Raw genomic sequence first — 14,461 nt, forward strand, 5'->3', positions numbered from 1 at the left:
TCTGGCGACTCCCACGCTACGATCAACAAATTGTTGACAACAAGGTCGTACAAGCCGCAGAAACGGACACCGAACGGGGATTCCTGTCCCCCATGGGGAGGAACCACAGGTGGCCGTGGTCACGAAACGCATCGTCATCATGCTGTTCGACGGCGTGGACCTGCTCGACGTCACCGGGCCGCCGGAGGTCTTCGCGCTGTTGCGGCGGGAAACCCCGGACGCCGCCGGTTGTCAGGTGCTGCTGGCCGCGCGCAGCATGGAGCCGGTTCGCACCGCCGCCGGGGTGCGGGTGCTGCCCGACCTGACCTTCGAGGAGGCGGCCGGGCGACGCATGGACACCCTGATCGTGCCCGGCTCGGTGGAGGTCGACGGCGACGGCCGGATCCGCGCGCTGACCGACCCCGAGGTGGTGCGGAGCGTCCGGGTGCTCGCGGCGCGGGCGCGGCGGGTGGCGTCGGTGTGCGTGGGCGCCCATCTGCTGGCGGCCGCCGGGCTGCTGGACGGCAGGCGGGCCACCACGCACTGGTCGACGGCGGCGCAGCTGGCCGCCGACTTTCCCGCGGTGGAGGTCGACTGCGATCCGATCTTCATCCGGGACGGACGCGTCTGGACCGGCGCAGGCATCACGGCCTGCCTGGACCTCGCGCTGGCCCTGGTGGTCGAGGACTTCGGGGAGCCGGTGGCCATGGCGGTGGCCAGGCAGTTGGTGATGTACCTGAAGCGCTCCGGCGGGCAGAGCCAGTTCAGCGTGCCCACCAGGCCGACGACGACCACCCGCCGCATGGACGCGCTTCGCCAGTACGTGCTGCGGCACCTGGACGCCCCGCTGACCGTGGCCGACCTCGCCCGGCAGGCCCAGGTCGGCGAACGCCAGCTGGGAAGGATCTTCCGTGCGGAGGTCGGCTCGACCCCGGCCGCCTACGTGGAGTCACTTCGGGTCGAGGCCGCGCGCAACCGCCTGGAGGCGACCGAGGACACCGTGGAACGGGTGGCCACGACGTGCGGCTTCGGCACCACGGACACCCTGGTCCGGGCCTTCCGCCGCAGTCTGGGCGCCACGCCCACCGAGTACCGGCAGCGGTTCCGCCGCCCCGGCTGAGCGTGGCAGCCCGACAAGCGCCGTACCCCTCCCCGAGGACCGGGGAGGGGTACGGCGTGGCACGGAAGCGGAAGCGGGCGCGGGCGCGGGAGCGGGAGCGGGAGCGGGAGCGGCGGGCGCGGCCTAGCCGACCGGGACCTGCTGCGGGCGGGAGCTCGCGCCGTGGTCATCGCCGGTGCCCAGGGCCTGGAGGATCTCGTCCACGCTCTGCTTGGCGTCGCCGAAGAGCATGCTGCTGTTCTCGCGGAAGAACAGCGGGTTCTGCACGCCCGCGTAGCCGGAGGCCATCGACCGCTTGAAGACGACGACCTGCTCGGCCTCCCAGACCCGCAGCACCGGCATGCCGGCGATGGGGCTGGTCGGGTCCTCGGCCGCGGCCGGGTTGACGGTGTCGTTGGCGCCGATGACCAGCACCACCGAGGTGTCCGAGAAGTCGTCGTTGATCTCGTCCATCTCCAGGACGATGTCGTAGGGCACCTTGGCCTCGGCCAGCAGCACGTTCATGTGTCCGGGCAGGCGGCCGGCCACCGGGTGGACCCCGAAGCGGACCTCGACGCCGCGCTCGCGCAGACGGCGGGTCAGCTCGGCGACCGGGTGCTGGGCCTGCGCGACGGCCATGCCGTAGCCCGGGGTGATCACCACGGAGGTGGCGCGGGCCAGCAGTCCGGCCACCTCGGCCGCGCGCATCTCGCGGTGCTCGCCCTGCTCCTCGTCGCCCCCGCCGGAGGGCGCCTCGATGCCGAAGCCACCGGCGATCACCGAGAGGAAGGAACGGTTCATCGCCTTGCACATGATGTAGGAGAGGTAGGCGCCGGAGGAGCCGACCAGCGCGCCCGTGACGATGAGCAGGTCGTTGTCCAGCAGGAAGCCGGCCGCGGCCGCGGCCCAGCCGGAGTAGCTGTTCAGCATCGAGACGACGACCGGCATGTCGCCGCCGCCGATCGAGGCCACCAGGTGCCAGCCCAGCGCCAGGGCCAGCACGGTGACGGCGATCATCAGGCCGAGGCTCGGGCTGACCGTGAACCACACCGTGAGGGCGGCGAAGGCGACGAGCGCGCCGAGGTTGAGGTAGTTCTTGCCGGGCAGCATCAGCGGGCGCGAGGCGATCCGCGCGGACAGCTTCAGGAAGGCGACGATCGAGCCGGTGAAGGTGACCGCGCCGATGAAGATGCCGATGACGACCTCGGCGTGGTGGATGCTCAGCAGGTCCGCGGCGACGTGGGTCTGCGCTGCGCCGTGCGACTCGACCTCGAGGTAGCCGTTCCAGCCGACCAGCACGGCGGCCAGGCCGACGAAGCTGTGCAGCACGGCGATGAGCTCGGGCATCTGGGTCATCTCGACCCGGCGCGCGCGGTAGAGGCCGATGGCCGCGCCCAGTGCCATAGCGATGACGATCAGGGCCACGGCTCCGGCGTTGATGCTCTGGGCGGCGAACACCACGGTCGCGACCAGGGCGAGGGCCATGCCCACGATGCCGTAGGCGACGCCGGCCCGGGAGGTGCGGTGCTGCGAGAGTCCGGCCAGGCTGAGGATGAACAGCAGCGCGGCGACGAGGTCCGCGGCGTGTGCGGCCGTCGTGGAAGTCATCGTGGCTCAGCCCTTCGAGAACATGGACAGCATGCGGCGGGTGACGGCGAAGCCGCCGAAGATGTTGATGCTGGTCAGCAGGACGGCCACGAAGGCGAGCGTGGTGACGATCCAGCTCTCGTGCCCGATCTGCAGCAGGGCGCCGATCACCATGATCCCGGAGATGGCGTTGGTGACCGACATCAGCGGGGTGTGCAGCGCGTGGTGGACCTTGCCGATCACGTAGTAGCCGATCACCACCGCCAGCGCGAAGACCGTGAAGTTCTGCGCGAGCTGGGCCGGGGCGTAGGCGACCAGGCCGAACATGGCGAGCATCCCGGCCCCGATCAGGGCGAACCGGGCCGCAGGGGTCAGCTTCGGCTCCTTGGGCGCCGCGGGCTGGGCCGGCGCGGCCGCGGGCTGCGCCACCGGGGCGGCGGAGACCTGGACGGGCGGCGGCGGCCAGGTGATCTCGCCGTTCTGGACGACCGTGACGGCCCGCTGCACGACGTCGTCGAAGTCGACGGTGAGCCGGCCGTCCTTGCCGGGCGTCAGCAGCTTGATCAGGTTGACCAGGTTGGTGCCGAAGAGCTGCGAGGCCTGGGCGGGCAGCCGGGAGGCGAGGTCGGTGTAGCCGATCAGGGTCACGCCGTTGTCGGTGACCACGGCGCGGCCGGGGACGGTGCCGGCGACGTTTCCGCCCATGGCGGCGGCCATGTCGACGACGACGCTGCCGGGCTTCATCGCGGCCACGTCCTCGGCGGTGAGCAGGCGCGGCGCGGGACGGCCGGGGATCAGCGCGGTGGTGACGACGATGTCCACGTCCTTGGCCTGCTCGTGGTAGAGCGCGGCGGCGGCCAGGTCGTAGTCGGCGGAGGTGGCCTTGGCGTAACCGTCGGTGCTGGCCTCCTGGGCCACGTTGACCGGCAGGTACTCGCCGCCCAGGGACTTGACCTGGTCGGCGACCTCGGGGCGCGGGTCGGTGGCGCGCACGATCGCGCCGAGGCTGGACGCCGCACCGATGGCGGCGAGACCGGCCACACCGGCGCCGGCGACCAGGACCTTGGCCGGCGGCACCTTGCCCGCCGCGGTGACCTGGCCGGTGAAGAAACGTCCGAAGACGTGCGCGGCCTCGATGACCGCGCGGTAGCCGGCGATGTTGGCCATCGAGGAGAGCACGTCCATCGACTGCGCGCGCGAGATGCGCGGCACGGCGTCCAGGGCGAGCGCGGTGACGGGACGCGTCGCCAGCTCCGCCAGCAGCTCGGGCTTCTGCGCGGGGGCGAGCAGGCCGACCAGGGTGGCGCCGTCCCGCAGTCTGGCGATCTCACCGCTGGAGGGGGCGTTGACCATCAGGACGACATCCGCCGCCCACGCCTCGCCGATGCTCGCTCCGGCCTCGCTGTAGGCGGCGTCGGTGAATCCTGAGGCTGCTCCGGCCTCGGACTCGACCACGACCTCGTAGCCGAGGCCGAGCAACTGGCGTACCGTCGCGGGCGTCGCGGCCACGCGGGTCTCGCCGGGCGCGGACTCGGCGACCACACCGATGCGCTGCGGTGGGTGGTCCGCGTGTTCTTGTGCCGACATATCTCGTGTCTCTCTCACCTGGGGAAACAACAGCTGACAGGGATGTGCGACCGCCAGGCGCCCTCACGTCTGGTGGCAGGAACCTACACGTCCGGCACCGGCCCGCCGACGGGGCCGGACCGTGACATGTTTCACCACGGAAATGCGGGCGCCACTCCTCACATGCCCCCCACCCGCCCCCGCAACCGGGGGCGCGGCGCGCGGCGCGGCGACTTCGGCGGGCGCCGGCCCGGTCGCCGCGCCTGTGACCGGGCGAGATGGGTCGGAGCCAGGCTGTTCGGACATACAGCACGAAGGTCATTGTTCTGAGCATGTTGACGCCTGGTCAGAGGCCTGCTTCTCTGTGGGGTGGACAACACCACCTGAGGTGGTGGCACGAAGCTCCTCACGTTCCCCCGCAAGCAGGCTCAGCGCGTCGACGGCGCATGTGCAGCGATCCGGGCACTCCTATGTCGTGGACACGTCATCCTGTTGTGCGTTCGGTCGATCACCGTTCCGCCACAGAGAGGATCTTCCGACGATGGGCATCACCCTTCGCCGCGGAGTGCGCCGTGCGGCCCTCACCGGCCTCACCTCGCTCGCCGCAGTCGGAGCGCTGGCGTTCGGCGTGGCCCCACAGGCCAACGCCGCCGCGAGCTCCCCGACCGCCAACCCCTACAGCCCCGCCTACCAGCACCCGTACCGTCACGGCGTGCTGCCCACCATCGGGCAGAACGCGAAGATGAAGTCGTGGGACGCCAGCCATGCGTCACCTGCGGCGACCGGTCCGGAGACGCTGTCCTACGGCGGCGGCATCGACGGCATCGGCGTCCAGAGCGGCCACTCCAAGGTCTACCTGGTCTTCTACGGCACCCAGTGGGGCACCCAGAGCACCGACGCCAACGGCAACGCCAAGTTCACCGGCGACCCCGACGGCGGCGCCTCGGTCGCCCAGCAGATGTTCAAGGGCATCGGCACCAACAACGAACTGTGGTCCGCCGACCTCACCCAGTGGTGCGACGGCGCAGGCGTCGCCACCGGCGCCACCTCCTGCCCCGCCAGCGGCGCCAGCTACATCCCCTACCAGAGCGGCGGCGTCCTCGCCGGCGTCTGGTACGACAACAGCGCCGCCTCCCCCAGCGCCGCCAGCGGCCACCAGCTCGGCCAGGAGGCCGTCAACGCCGCCGCCCACTTCGGCAACACCACCGCCGCCTCCAACCGCTACGCCTACTACGTCATCCTCTCCCCCCACGGCACCAACCCCGACAACTACCAGAACCAGTACTGCGCCTGGCACGACTACAACGGCGACTCCACCCTCACCGGCGGAGCCGTCACCTCGCCCTACGGCGACGTCGCCTTCTCCAATCAGCCCTACAACATGGACTCCGGCGCCGGCTGCGGCGTCGGCTTCGTCAACAGCCCCGGAACCCTGGACGGCTACACCATCACCATGGGCCACGAGTGGCACGAGATGATGTCCGACCAGAACCCCGCCGGCGGCTGGACCAACAACACCGGCAGCAGCTACAACGGCCAGGAGAACTCCGACGAGTGCGCCTGGCTCTCCCCCGGCACCACCGGCGGCGCCGCCAACATCAGCTTCGGCTCCTTCGGCACCTACCCCGAACAGGCCAGCTGGTCCAACGACACCAACGCCTGCGCCATCTCCCACCCGATCGTCAACCACGGCGAGACGGTCACGGTGAACAGCCCCGGCAACCAGACCACCACCGTCAACACCGCGGTCTCCCTGCAGATCTCCGGCAGCGACTCGGCCGGCAAGTCCCTCACCTACAGCGCCACCGGACTCCCCGCCGGCCTGTCCATCTCCAGCTCCGGCCTGATCACCGGCACCCCGACCACGACCGGCAGCTCCTCGGTCACCGTCACCGCCACCTCCGGCACCGCCTCCGGCACCGCCTCCTTCAACTGGACCGTCAACCCGGTCAGCACCGAGACGGTCACCGTGAACAACCCCGGCAGCCAGACCGGCACCGTCGGCACCGCCGCCTCTCTGCAGATCTCCGGCAGCGACTCGGCCGGCAAGTCCCTCACCTACAGCGCCACCGGACTCCCGGCCGGCCTGTCCATCTCCAGCTCCGGCCTGATCTCCGGCACCCCGACCACGGCCGCGACCTCCAGCGTCACCGTGACCGCCTCCTCCGGCACCGCCTCCGGCAGCAACTCGTTCAGCTGGACGGTCAACCCGAGCAGCGGCGGCTGCGCCAGCCCGGGCCAGAAGCTCAGCAACCCCGGCTTCGAGTCCGGGAGCTCCGGCTGGACCGCCACGGCCGGTGTCATCGGCCAGAACGGCCCCAGCGAGCCCGCCCACTCCGGCAGCTGGAACGCCTGGATGGACGGCTACGGCACCACCCACACCGACACCCTCGCCCAGAGCGTGGCGGTCCCGTCCGGGTGCACCTCGAACTTCTCGTTCTGGCTGCACATCGACACCAGTGAGACCACCACGACCACGGCCTACGACACGGTCAAGGTCCAGGTCCTGAACAGCTCCGGCACCGTGCTGGGCACGCTGGCGACGTACTCCAACCTGAACGCGGCGGGTGGCTACCAGCAGCACACCTTCAACCTGTCCAGCTACGCGGGACAGACCGTCACCCTCAAGTTCACCGGTCACGAGGACGTCAGCCTGCAGACCAGCTTCGTCGTCGACGATACGGCGCTGAACGCCTCCTGATCACCCTCCCGCACCGCTGACAGGCACGAAACCCGAGGCCCCGTCCCCGCTCAGCCGGGGGCGGGGCCTCAGGCCTGGCCGGGTCTCAGCCGCGCCCGTACTGGTCCTCCGCGCGCCAGAAGTGGACGTAGCCGAAGCCGCCCGCGAACACCGCCCAGAGCAGCGCCGACAGCCACACGTGCGGGCCCAGACTGCTCGCGTGGACGGTGTCCATCAGGGCGTAGCGCATCAGTTCGTTGAAGATCAGCGCCGGGTTGAGGTAGAGCAGGGTCTGCACCGGCTTCGGAATGTGCGCGCTGAGGGTCTGCACGCTCCAGAAGACCCCGGAGAGGTACATCCAGGTGCGGATGACGAAGGGCATCAGCTGCGCCAGGTCGGTGGTTCTCGCTCCCCAGCGGGCGAGCAGCAGCGCGAGGCCGGTGTTGAAGACGGTCTGCAGCAGCAGCGTGGGCAGGACGAGCAGCCACTTGACGGTGACCGGTTCGCCGGTGACCAGGATGATCACCCCGAGCACGCCCATGGAGAACATCAGCTGTTGCAGCTGCATGATCGTCATCGCGATGGGCAGACAGGCCCGCGGGAAGTGCAGGGCACGGATCAGGCCCAGGTTGTCGGCGATGGCGCGGGTCCCCGACAGCACCGCCGACTGGGTGAACTGGAAGGTGAAGATGCCCGTGCAGAGATAGGCGACGTAGTTGGGGATGCCCCGGTTGGTCCCCAGGAGCAGGCCGAAGACGAGGTAGTAGACCGCCGCGTTGAGCAGCGGCGTCACCACCTGCCAGATCTGGCCCAGCTTCGCCGAGGTGTAGGACGCGGTGGTCCTGGCCGTCGCGAACGCCCAGATGAAGTGCCGGCGCGCCCACAGCTCGCGGGTGTAGGCCCGCAGCGTGGGGCGGCGCCCGCTCAGGTCGAGACCGTATTTGGCCGCGAGTTCGGCCGGTGCCAGTCCGGCGTCGACCCCCTCCACGACGGCGACTCCTTCGCTCACCCCACGACGTTCTCACGCGCCGCCCGGGGACGCGCGTCGTCAGACCCGGACGGCGGCCAGGTCGAACGAGGCGACGGAGGGTTCGGTGAGCGAGCCCAGCCAGAGGCGGCCGCCGTGTTCGGCCACGCCGGTGACGGCGCGGAACGCGGCGCTCGGGCCCTGGAGGTCGTGCACCACGCGGCCCGCGGTGTCGACGGCGATCACCCAGACGGTGGGCTTCGGTCCGGGCAGCAGCGCCTCGGGGACGCGCCACAGGACCTGGCGGGCGGCGGGGTGGACGCGGTGCAGCGTGTCCAGAAGGGGGTCGCGCGGGGCGACCATGGCGATCCAGAGCAGTCCGTGGGTACCGGCGCCGAGGTTGTCGGGGAAGCCCGGCAGGTCGACGAAGGGCTCGTAGTCGCCGGCCCGGTCGCCGGTCAGCCAGTAGCGGGTGACCCGGTAGTCGCCGGTCTCGGCGACGGCGAGGTAGGACTCGTCGGGACCGAAGGCGACGCCGTTGGCGAACTGGAGCCCGTCCAGCAGCACCTCCGGTTCGCCGCCCCCGGCGGCGAGGCGCAGCAGCCGGCCGGTCCCGGAGTGCTCCAGCACGTCGGCGCGCCAGTCGTCGATGCCGAAGCGGCGGCTGGACTCGGTGAAGTAGACCGTCCCGTCGGCGGCGGCCACGACGTTGCTGACCAGCCGCAGCGGTTCGCCGCCCTGGCGGTCGGCGAGGGTCTCGACGCTCCCCTTGTCCGGGTCGACGCGGAGCAGGCGTCCGCGCCGGGCGTCGCAGACGAGCACCCGCCCGTCGGGCAGCACCTCCAGGCCCGCGGGGCGGCCGGGGGCGATGTCGGCGATGGTGACGGCCTCGCGCCCGTCGGGGCTGAGCCGCAGCACGCGCCCGTCGGCGACCCCGCACAGCACCCGCCCGAGTGCGTCGACCACGACGTCCTCCGGGCCGAGACCGGAGAGCGGGACGAGGTCGAGCGGCGGGAGCGAACGGTGCTTGCGCCAGGCCCGCGCACGGCCGCTGCGTGGCGGCGGGGTCCAGGTCTGCGGTCGGATCGGCGGGCGGGCCATGGCGGTGTACCCCCAGTCGGGGTGGGCGGATGTCTGCTGAGCCCCCATCATGCCGTCCGACCTGGGCTCGGGGAACCCGCCCCTCGGGGGGTCACGGCGCGTTTCACCAGCGCACCGGGAGCGCGAGCAGGCCGCGGGCGCGGATGGAGGGGCGCCACCGCAGCTCCTCCGGCGAGGCGTCCAGTGCGAGGCGGGGGAAGCGGTCCAGGAGGGCGATGAGCGCGATCTCGGTCTCCATCCGTGCGAGGGGCGCGCCCAGGCAGTAGTGGATGCCGTGTCCCAGGGCGAGGTGTCCGCTCGCGTCGCGGTCGAGGTCGAGCCGGTCGGGCTCGGGGAAGCGGCGCGGATCGCGGTGGGCGGCGGCCAGCGAGAGCAGCACGGTCTCGCCCGCGGGGACGGTCACGCCGCCGATGGTGACGTCCTCGACGGCGAAGCGGCGGATCGCGAGGGGCGCGGGACCGTCGTAGCGGGCCAGCTCCTCGACGGCGGCGCCGATCCGGCCGGGGTCGCGGCGCAGCGCCCGCAGCTGCTCGGGGTGGCCGAGCAGGGCAAGGGTGGCGTTGCCGATGAGGTGGACGGTGTTCTCGTATCCGGCGAAGAGGATGAGGAAGGCGAGCGACATCAGCTCGTCCTCGGTGAGCCGGTCCTCCTCGTCCCGGACGGCGATCAGGTCGGAGAGCAGGTCGTCGGCCGGGTCGGTCCGCTTGGCGGCGAGGAGCCGGGTGAGGAAGGCGAGCATGCTGCCGACCGCCTCCTTGGCCTGGCCCGGCCGGGCGGGGTCGGGGGTGATCAGTGCGTCGGTCCAGGCGCGGAAGTCCGCGCGGTCGCCGGGGGCCACCCCGAGCAGCTCGCAGATGACCGTGATCGGCAGCGGCGCGGCGTACGCGGAGATCAGTTCGGCGCGGCCGTGCGGGGCGACGGCGTCGAGCAGGCGGTCCGCGGTCCCGCGGATCGGCTCGCGCAGCTGCTCGACGCGGCGCGGGGTGAACGCCCGGCTGACCAGGCGGCGGATGCGGGTGTGGTCGGGCGGGTCCATGTTGAGCAGGTTCGCGTCCAGCGCGGGCGGCAGGGCGAGCCCGCGGTAGCCTCCGGGCGCGGCGTGGCGCTTGTCCAGCGCGAGCCGGGGGTCGCCGAGCGCCCGGCGGACGTCGTCGTATCCGGTCACCAGCCACGCAGGCAGTCCGTCGGTCCCGGCGATCCGGTGCACGGGTCCGGCCTCGTGCAGCTCCCGGGCCGCCGCGCCGGGATCCGCGACCAGCCGGGAGGGGTCAACGAGGGGCGGCGGGCCGGGCGTTGTGGTGGAGGACATGGGTGCACCCTAGGCCCTGCCCGACAGTTCGCGCCCAATCGGCCCGCGTCGTCCGCCGCCGGACGCCGCAAGTCGGAACGTCGGCGTCGCACCGGTCGTACCTGGGCGGGCCCAGGTCGGCGGCGTGCTCCAGCGCCGCGAGGAAGACTCCCAGCTTGCTGCCGAAGTAGTGGTACAGCAGCGGCCGGGACATGCCGGCCTCCCGCGCCAACTCGTCCACGGAGACGGCCGCGTAGGGCGTCGCGGCGAACTTCGCCAGGGCCGTCTCGATCAGCGCCTGCCGACGCTGCTCCGGCGCCGGCCGGACCCGTTCGACCCGCTCGGGCCCGGTTTCGACGGGATCCATTCCGCGCACCCCAAGGACGATCAAGGCGCCGAGTACAGACCCGCGCCCCGCCGGACCCCATCCCCGCGGCGCGGTTCCGGCTGTGGGCGAGGCTCGTTGAGCGTCCGTCAGGCGTGCGCCGGCAGTGCGGAACCCGCCGCCGACTCCTCCGCCGCCCGCCCCGCCTGCGCGAGCGCGGCGTCGACCCGGGCGTTGCTGGTCAGCCGGGCCGCCAGGACCGACATCACGGCCAGGATCGCCGCACCGGCCAGGAACGGGGCGCGGAGGCCGGCGACGTGGGCCAGCCAGCCGCTGAAGAGCGCACCCACCGGCCCGGCGCTGTAGCCGGTCAGCCGCGCCGCCGCGCTGACGCGACCCATCAGCTCGTCAGGAACGATGGCCTGCCGGATGGAAGGGCCGATCGTCATGGTGACGGCCATCGCCGCGCCGACCAGGGCGAGTCCCGCCGCGGCGAGGTAGGCGTTCGGCGCGATCCCGACGCCGAGCACCGCCGCCGCCTCGACGATCGCGGTCAGGGTCAGCGTTCCGCCGCTGCCGAGGCGCGCGACGAGCCGGCCGGCGACGAAGGTCCCACCGAGTCCGCCGACGGCCTCGCAGGTGAGGAAGGTGCCGTAGCCGGCGGTGCCGAGGTGCAGGGTGTCGTGGGCGTAGAGGGCCAGCACCGCGCCGACGCCGCAGAAGGCGAAGTTGCCGACCGCGGGACGCAGCGTCAGTCCCAGCAGGAAGCGGTGGTGCAGCAGGTAGGAGGCGCCGGCTCCGGCGTCCTTGAGGATCGAGCCCTTCGGCGCGGCGGCCTTCTTCGGTCCGGCGGGCAGTGTGCGGATCATCAGCGAGCTGAACAGGAAGGAGACCGCGTCCGTCACGAACGGCACCGCGCGGCCCAGCGCGAAGAGCAGACTGCCGGTCGGCGGGCCGACGAAGCCGTCCAGGGCGCGCTGCGCGCCCTGGAGGCGGGAGTTGGCGCGCTGGAGGTTGTCCGGGTCGCGTTCCAGCAGCTCGGGCAGGTAGGCCATGGACGCGGTGTCGAACAGGACTCCGCCCATTCCGAGCAGGAAGCCGATGCCGATCAGCACGGCGAGGTTCAGGAAGCCGCCCAGCACCGCGACCGTGGCGAGCGCGAGCAGCCCGAAGCGGCACAGGTCCGCGATCACCATGGTGCGGCGGCGGTCCCAGCGGTCCACGAGTGCGCCGCCGATCAGGCCGAAGAGCAGCCACGGCAGCAGGGTGACGGCCTCCATGAGGCCGAAGGCGACGGAGTCGTGGGTGAGGGTCAGGGCGAGCAGCGGCAGCGCCGAGTAGTACACGCCGTCGCCGAGGGAGGAGACGGCCGAGGCCGCCCATATGCGGTGGAAGGTGCCGGGCAGCTTCGGCCGGTCGGTGCGACGCTTCAGGGTCACGTGGTGGCGGTTCCGTTCTCGGTGGAGGAAGGTTCGTTCGGGTCGGCCGGGCGGGTGTCGAGCGGCCGGTAGAAGGCGGTGAAGAGGTCGGCGGCCGGCTGCGTCGGGTCGTGCAGCGCGGTGATCTCCTCGTGGAGGGCGATCACCTTCTCGACGGCCAGCGCGAAGTGCTCCGGGCTCAGGCGCAGGTGCTTGAGCCGTTCGTCCTTCTCCGCCCCGGCGGGCGCGGACTCGACGTCGGCCAGGGCGTGCCGCATGAGGATGTCGGGCTGTCCTGGTCCGCTCTCGGGCAGGTGGATGCCCTTGCCCGCCATGCCGTAGTAGAGCTCGGTGACACCGCGGACCTTGCGGGTGTCCACGACCTTGATCAGACCCGCCTTGGCCAGCACCTTCACGTGGTAGTTCGAGCTGCCCTTGGCGATGCCGAGGCGCGTGGCGATCTGGGTGACCGTCGCCGGTCCGTCGCGCAGCACGCGCAGCACCCGGTGGCGCATCAGGCTGCCGATGGCGTGCAGCTGTTGGTCGGTCTCGACGTGGACGGGGTTCTCGTCCGGGGAGGCCGACCGGTCGTCGCTCATGAGGTCAATGGTCAACATTTCTTGACCGTTGTCAATGCACTTCCCTGCGGACGCTGACTCCTCGCCGGAACGACGAAGGCCGCGTCCCCGGGTGGGGACGCGGCCTTTCGGGCGCGCAGCGGTCGCAGGCTCAGATCACCGGCGGACGGCCGAGTCTGGTCATCCGCCAGACCGTGGACCAGCGCATCGGACGGCGTGGACCGGCCGGCTCGCGCCAGCCCGCCGCGAAGCCGCCGAACCAGGCGCGCAGCGCCTCGCCGGAGGGTCGCCGGGCGATGGTCAGCAGCATCCAGACGCCGAGGTAGACCGGCACCAGGACCGCGGGCAGGTTGCGCCGGGCGAGCCAGACGCGGTTGCGCGCGATGTTGTGGTTGTAGGTCGCGTGCCGGCTCGGCAGCGTGCGCGGGTGGCGCAGCACGATGTCGGGGCAGTAGGCGATGTCCCAGCCCGCGTCGAGCGCGCGCCAGGCCAGGTCGGTCTCCTCGTGCCCGTAGAAGAACTCGCCCGGCAGCTGACCGGCCGTCGGGAAGACCGCCGAGCGCACCGCGCTCGCGCCGCCCAGGAAGGTGGTCACCTTGCCGGCCCGCATCGGGTCCGAGGCGCGCAGCCGCGGCACGTGCCGACGCTGGGTCAGGCCCTCCTCGTCGGCGATGCGCATGCTGACGATGCCGAGCTTCGGGTCCGCCGCGAAGGCCGCGCGCACCAGCTGCGCCGAGTCGTCCAGCGGCAGCAGCCCGTCGTCGTCGAGGAAGAGCACGACGTCCACGTCGCAGCCGTCCTTGCCGAAGGCGTCGATGCCGACGTTGCGACCGCCGGGGATGCCGAGGTTCTCCGGCAGGCTGACGCCGCGCACGCCCTCGGGCAGCTCCGGCAGCGGAGCGCCGTTCGCGACGACGACGACCTCGACGGCCGGGCCGCGCTGGGCGGCCACGGAGTCGAGCAGCGCCTTGAGCTCGACCGGGCGGGTGCCCTGCGTGATGACGACCGCGCCCAGCTTGAGCTCGACGCCCGGCGCGGTGCCGGCGTCCGGCTGGGTCTCGGCCACGGCGGTCACCGGAGCCTGCTGGAGAGGACGATGCTGAGCAGGTGCAGGACCGTCTGCAGCATGGCGATCGCCGCGAGCACGACCACCGCGAGGCGGCTGAAGTACAGGCCGCCGTGGATCTGGTCGGCGATGCCGGCCGCCAGGATGAACAGCGAGGCCTCGACCCCGCCGATCAGCCGGTGGAACTTGAGCATCGAGGCGAGCTTGCGCGCCTTGGCGACACCGGCCGCGCGCGGCACCGAGGCCGCGTCGTCCACGGCGGTCAGGCCGCGGCGGATGCGGGCGACGTCGACCAGGTCGGTCTCGGCCTTGATCAGGATCGCGCCGAGCGCGGCCAGCGTGCCGAGGAAGGCCCAGAGCCAGGCGCGGGAGCCGTCCTGCTGGAACAGGTCGGCGGCGCGCAGGCCGAAGCCGGTCAGCAGCGCGGCCTCGGAGAGGTAGTGGCCGACCCGGTCCAGGTAGACGCCGGTGGTGGAGGTCTGCTTGCGCCAGCGCGCGAGCTCTCCGTCGACGCAGTCGAGGCCCAGGTAGACCTGGATCAGCAGGGCGCCGAGGACGGCGCCGGCGAGGCCGGGGATCAGCAGCGCGGCGCCGGCGAGGACGCCGGTCAGCATCATCAGCCAGGTGAGCTGGTTCGGCGTGACCGGCGCGTTGACCAGGTGCCGGGTGACCCGCGAGGAGATCCTGCGCATGTAGATGCGGCCGGCCCAGTGCTCGCCGGAGCGGCGGTCGAGCAGCCCCTCCGGGTGTGCGACGGCGCGGAACTCGGCGAGGGTGGGCTTACCGGTCTTCATGGCCGTACCTGCG

At 72.1% G+C, this 14,461-nt stretch carries 12 protein-coding genes; 2 read left to right on the forward strand and 10 right to left on the reverse strand.

Features of this window, described 5'->3' with window-relative positions; all coding sequences use genetic code 11:
* Nucleotides 1-109: 109 nt before the first annotated feature.
* The gene (locus BS83_RS25575) at nucleotides 110-1,099 is read left to right on the forward strand and encodes a GlxA family transcriptional regulator (RefSeq protein ID WP_232248483.1); all 990 of its coding nucleotides are present in this window, start codon (nucleotides 110-112) and stop codon (nucleotides 1,097-1,099) included.
* Between the two features lie 123 nt (nucleotides 1,100-1,222).
* Here the strand turns inward: BS83_RS25575 and pntB are convergent, their stop codons facing one another.
* The gene (gene pntB, locus BS83_RS25580) at nucleotides 1,223-2,686 is read right to left on the reverse strand and encodes a Re/Si-specific NAD(P)(+) transhydrogenase subunit beta (RefSeq protein WP_037605894.1); all 1,464 of its coding nucleotides are present in this window, start codon (nucleotides 2,684-2,686) and stop codon (nucleotides 1,223-1,225) included.
* Between the two features lie 6 nt (nucleotides 2,687-2,692).
* Complete coding sequence (locus tag BS83_RS25585; protein WP_037605895.1) at nucleotides 2,693-4,252, reverse strand: Re/Si-specific NAD(P)(+) transhydrogenase subunit alpha; 1,560 nt, start codon at nucleotides 4,250-4,252, stop codon at nucleotides 2,693-2,695.
* 520 nt (nucleotides 4,253-4,772) lie between these two features.
* Here BS83_RS25585 and BS83_RS47785 point away from each other — a divergent pair.
* Nucleotides 4,773-6,932, forward strand: a complete 2,160-nt coding sequence (locus tag BS83_RS47785) for a putative Ig domain-containing protein (protein WP_063774229.1) — start codon at nucleotides 4,773-4,775, stop codon at nucleotides 6,930-6,932.
* An 85-nt stretch (nucleotides 6,933-7,017) separates the two neighbouring features.
* Here the strand turns inward: BS83_RS47785 and BS83_RS25595 are convergent, their stop codons facing one another.
* From BS83_RS25595 to BS83_RS25630, 8 genes are all read right to left on the reverse strand, one after another.
* On the reverse strand, nucleotides 7,018-7,920 hold the full coding sequence (locus BS83_RS25595; RefSeq protein ID WP_037605896.1) for an ABC transporter permease: 903 nt from the start codon (nucleotides 7,918-7,920) through the stop codon (nucleotides 7,018-7,020).
* A 39-nt stretch (nucleotides 7,921-7,959) separates the two neighbouring features.
* Nucleotides 7,960-9,030, reverse strand: a complete 1,071-nt coding sequence (locus BS83_RS25600) for an SMP-30/gluconolactonase/LRE family protein (protein WP_232248484.1) — start codon at nucleotides 9,028-9,030, stop codon at nucleotides 7,960-7,962.
* 52 nt (nucleotides 9,031-9,082) lie between these two features.
* Complete coding sequence (locus tag BS83_RS25605; RefSeq protein ID WP_037605899.1) at nucleotides 9,083-10,288, reverse strand: cytochrome P450 family protein; 1,206 nt, start codon at nucleotides 10,286-10,288, stop codon at nucleotides 9,083-9,085.
* Nucleotides 10,248-10,634, reverse strand: a complete 387-nt coding sequence (locus BS83_RS42155; protein WP_051943926.1) for a TetR/AcrR family transcriptional regulator — start codon at nucleotides 10,632-10,634, stop codon at nucleotides 10,248-10,250. Before BS83_RS42155 ends, BS83_RS25605 begins: the two co-directional genes overlap by 41 nt.
* A gap of 107 nt (nucleotides 10,635-10,741) precedes the next feature.
* The gene (locus BS83_RS25615) at nucleotides 10,742-12,031 is read right to left on the reverse strand and encodes an MFS transporter (RefSeq protein ID WP_232248485.1); all 1,290 of its coding nucleotides are present in this window, start codon (nucleotides 12,029-12,031) and stop codon (nucleotides 10,742-10,744) included.
* The gene (locus BS83_RS25620; RefSeq protein WP_051943928.1) at nucleotides 12,028-12,609 is read right to left on the reverse strand and encodes a helix-turn-helix domain-containing protein; all 582 of its coding nucleotides are present in this window, start codon (nucleotides 12,607-12,609) and stop codon (nucleotides 12,028-12,030) included. Before BS83_RS25620 ends, BS83_RS25615 begins: the two co-directional genes overlap by 4 nt.
* A 130-nt stretch (nucleotides 12,610-12,739) precedes the next feature.
* Nucleotides 12,740-13,654, reverse strand: a complete 915-nt coding sequence (locus BS83_RS25625; protein ID WP_051945559.1) for a glycosyltransferase family 2 protein — start codon at nucleotides 13,652-13,654, stop codon at nucleotides 12,740-12,742.
* 5 nt (nucleotides 13,655-13,659) lie between these two features.
* A complete protein-coding gene (locus tag BS83_RS25630; protein ID WP_051943930.1) occupies nucleotides 13,660-14,448 on the reverse strand; it encodes a CDP-alcohol phosphatidyltransferase family protein in 789 nt (262 codons plus the stop codon).
* Nucleotides 14,449-14,461: the final 13 nt, after the last annotated feature.

The organism is Streptacidiphilus rugosus AM-16 (genome assembly GCF_000744655.1).
Taxonomy (GTDB): domain Bacteria; phylum Actinomycetota; class Actinomycetes; order Streptomycetales; family Streptomycetaceae; genus Streptacidiphilus; species Streptacidiphilus rugosus.

Coding starts and splice junctions, on each gene's coding strand:
- BS83_RS25630 (WP_051943930.1), bottom strand. CDS start 14,448: ATGAAGACCGGTAAGCCCACCCTCGCCGAGTTCCGCGCCGTCGCACAC.
- BS83_RS25585 (WP_037605895.1), bottom strand. CDS start 4,252: ATGTCGGCACAAGAACACGCGGACCACCCACCGCAGCGCATCGGTGTG.
- pntB (WP_037605894.1), bottom strand. CDS start 2,686: ATGACTTCCACGACGGCCGCACACGCCGCGGACCTCGTCGCCGCGCTG.
- BS83_RS25600 (WP_232248484.1), bottom strand. CDS start 9,030: ATGATGGGGGCTCAGCAGACATCCGCCCACCCCGACTGGGGGTACACC.
- BS83_RS42155 (WP_051943926.1), bottom strand. CDS start 10,634: ATGGATCCCGTCGAAACCGGGCCCGAGCGGGTCGAACGGGTCCGGCCG.
- BS83_RS25620 (WP_051943928.1), bottom strand. CDS start 12,609: ATGAGCGACGACCGGTCGGCCTCCCCGGACGAGAACCCCGTCCACGTC.
- BS83_RS25605 (WP_037605899.1), bottom strand. CDS start 10,288: ATGTCCTCCACCACAACGCCCGGCCCGCCGCCCCTCGTTGACCCCTCC.
- BS83_RS47785 (WP_063774229.1), top strand. CDS start 4,773: ATGGGCATCACCCTTCGCCGCGGAGTGCGCCGTGCGGCCCTCACCGGC.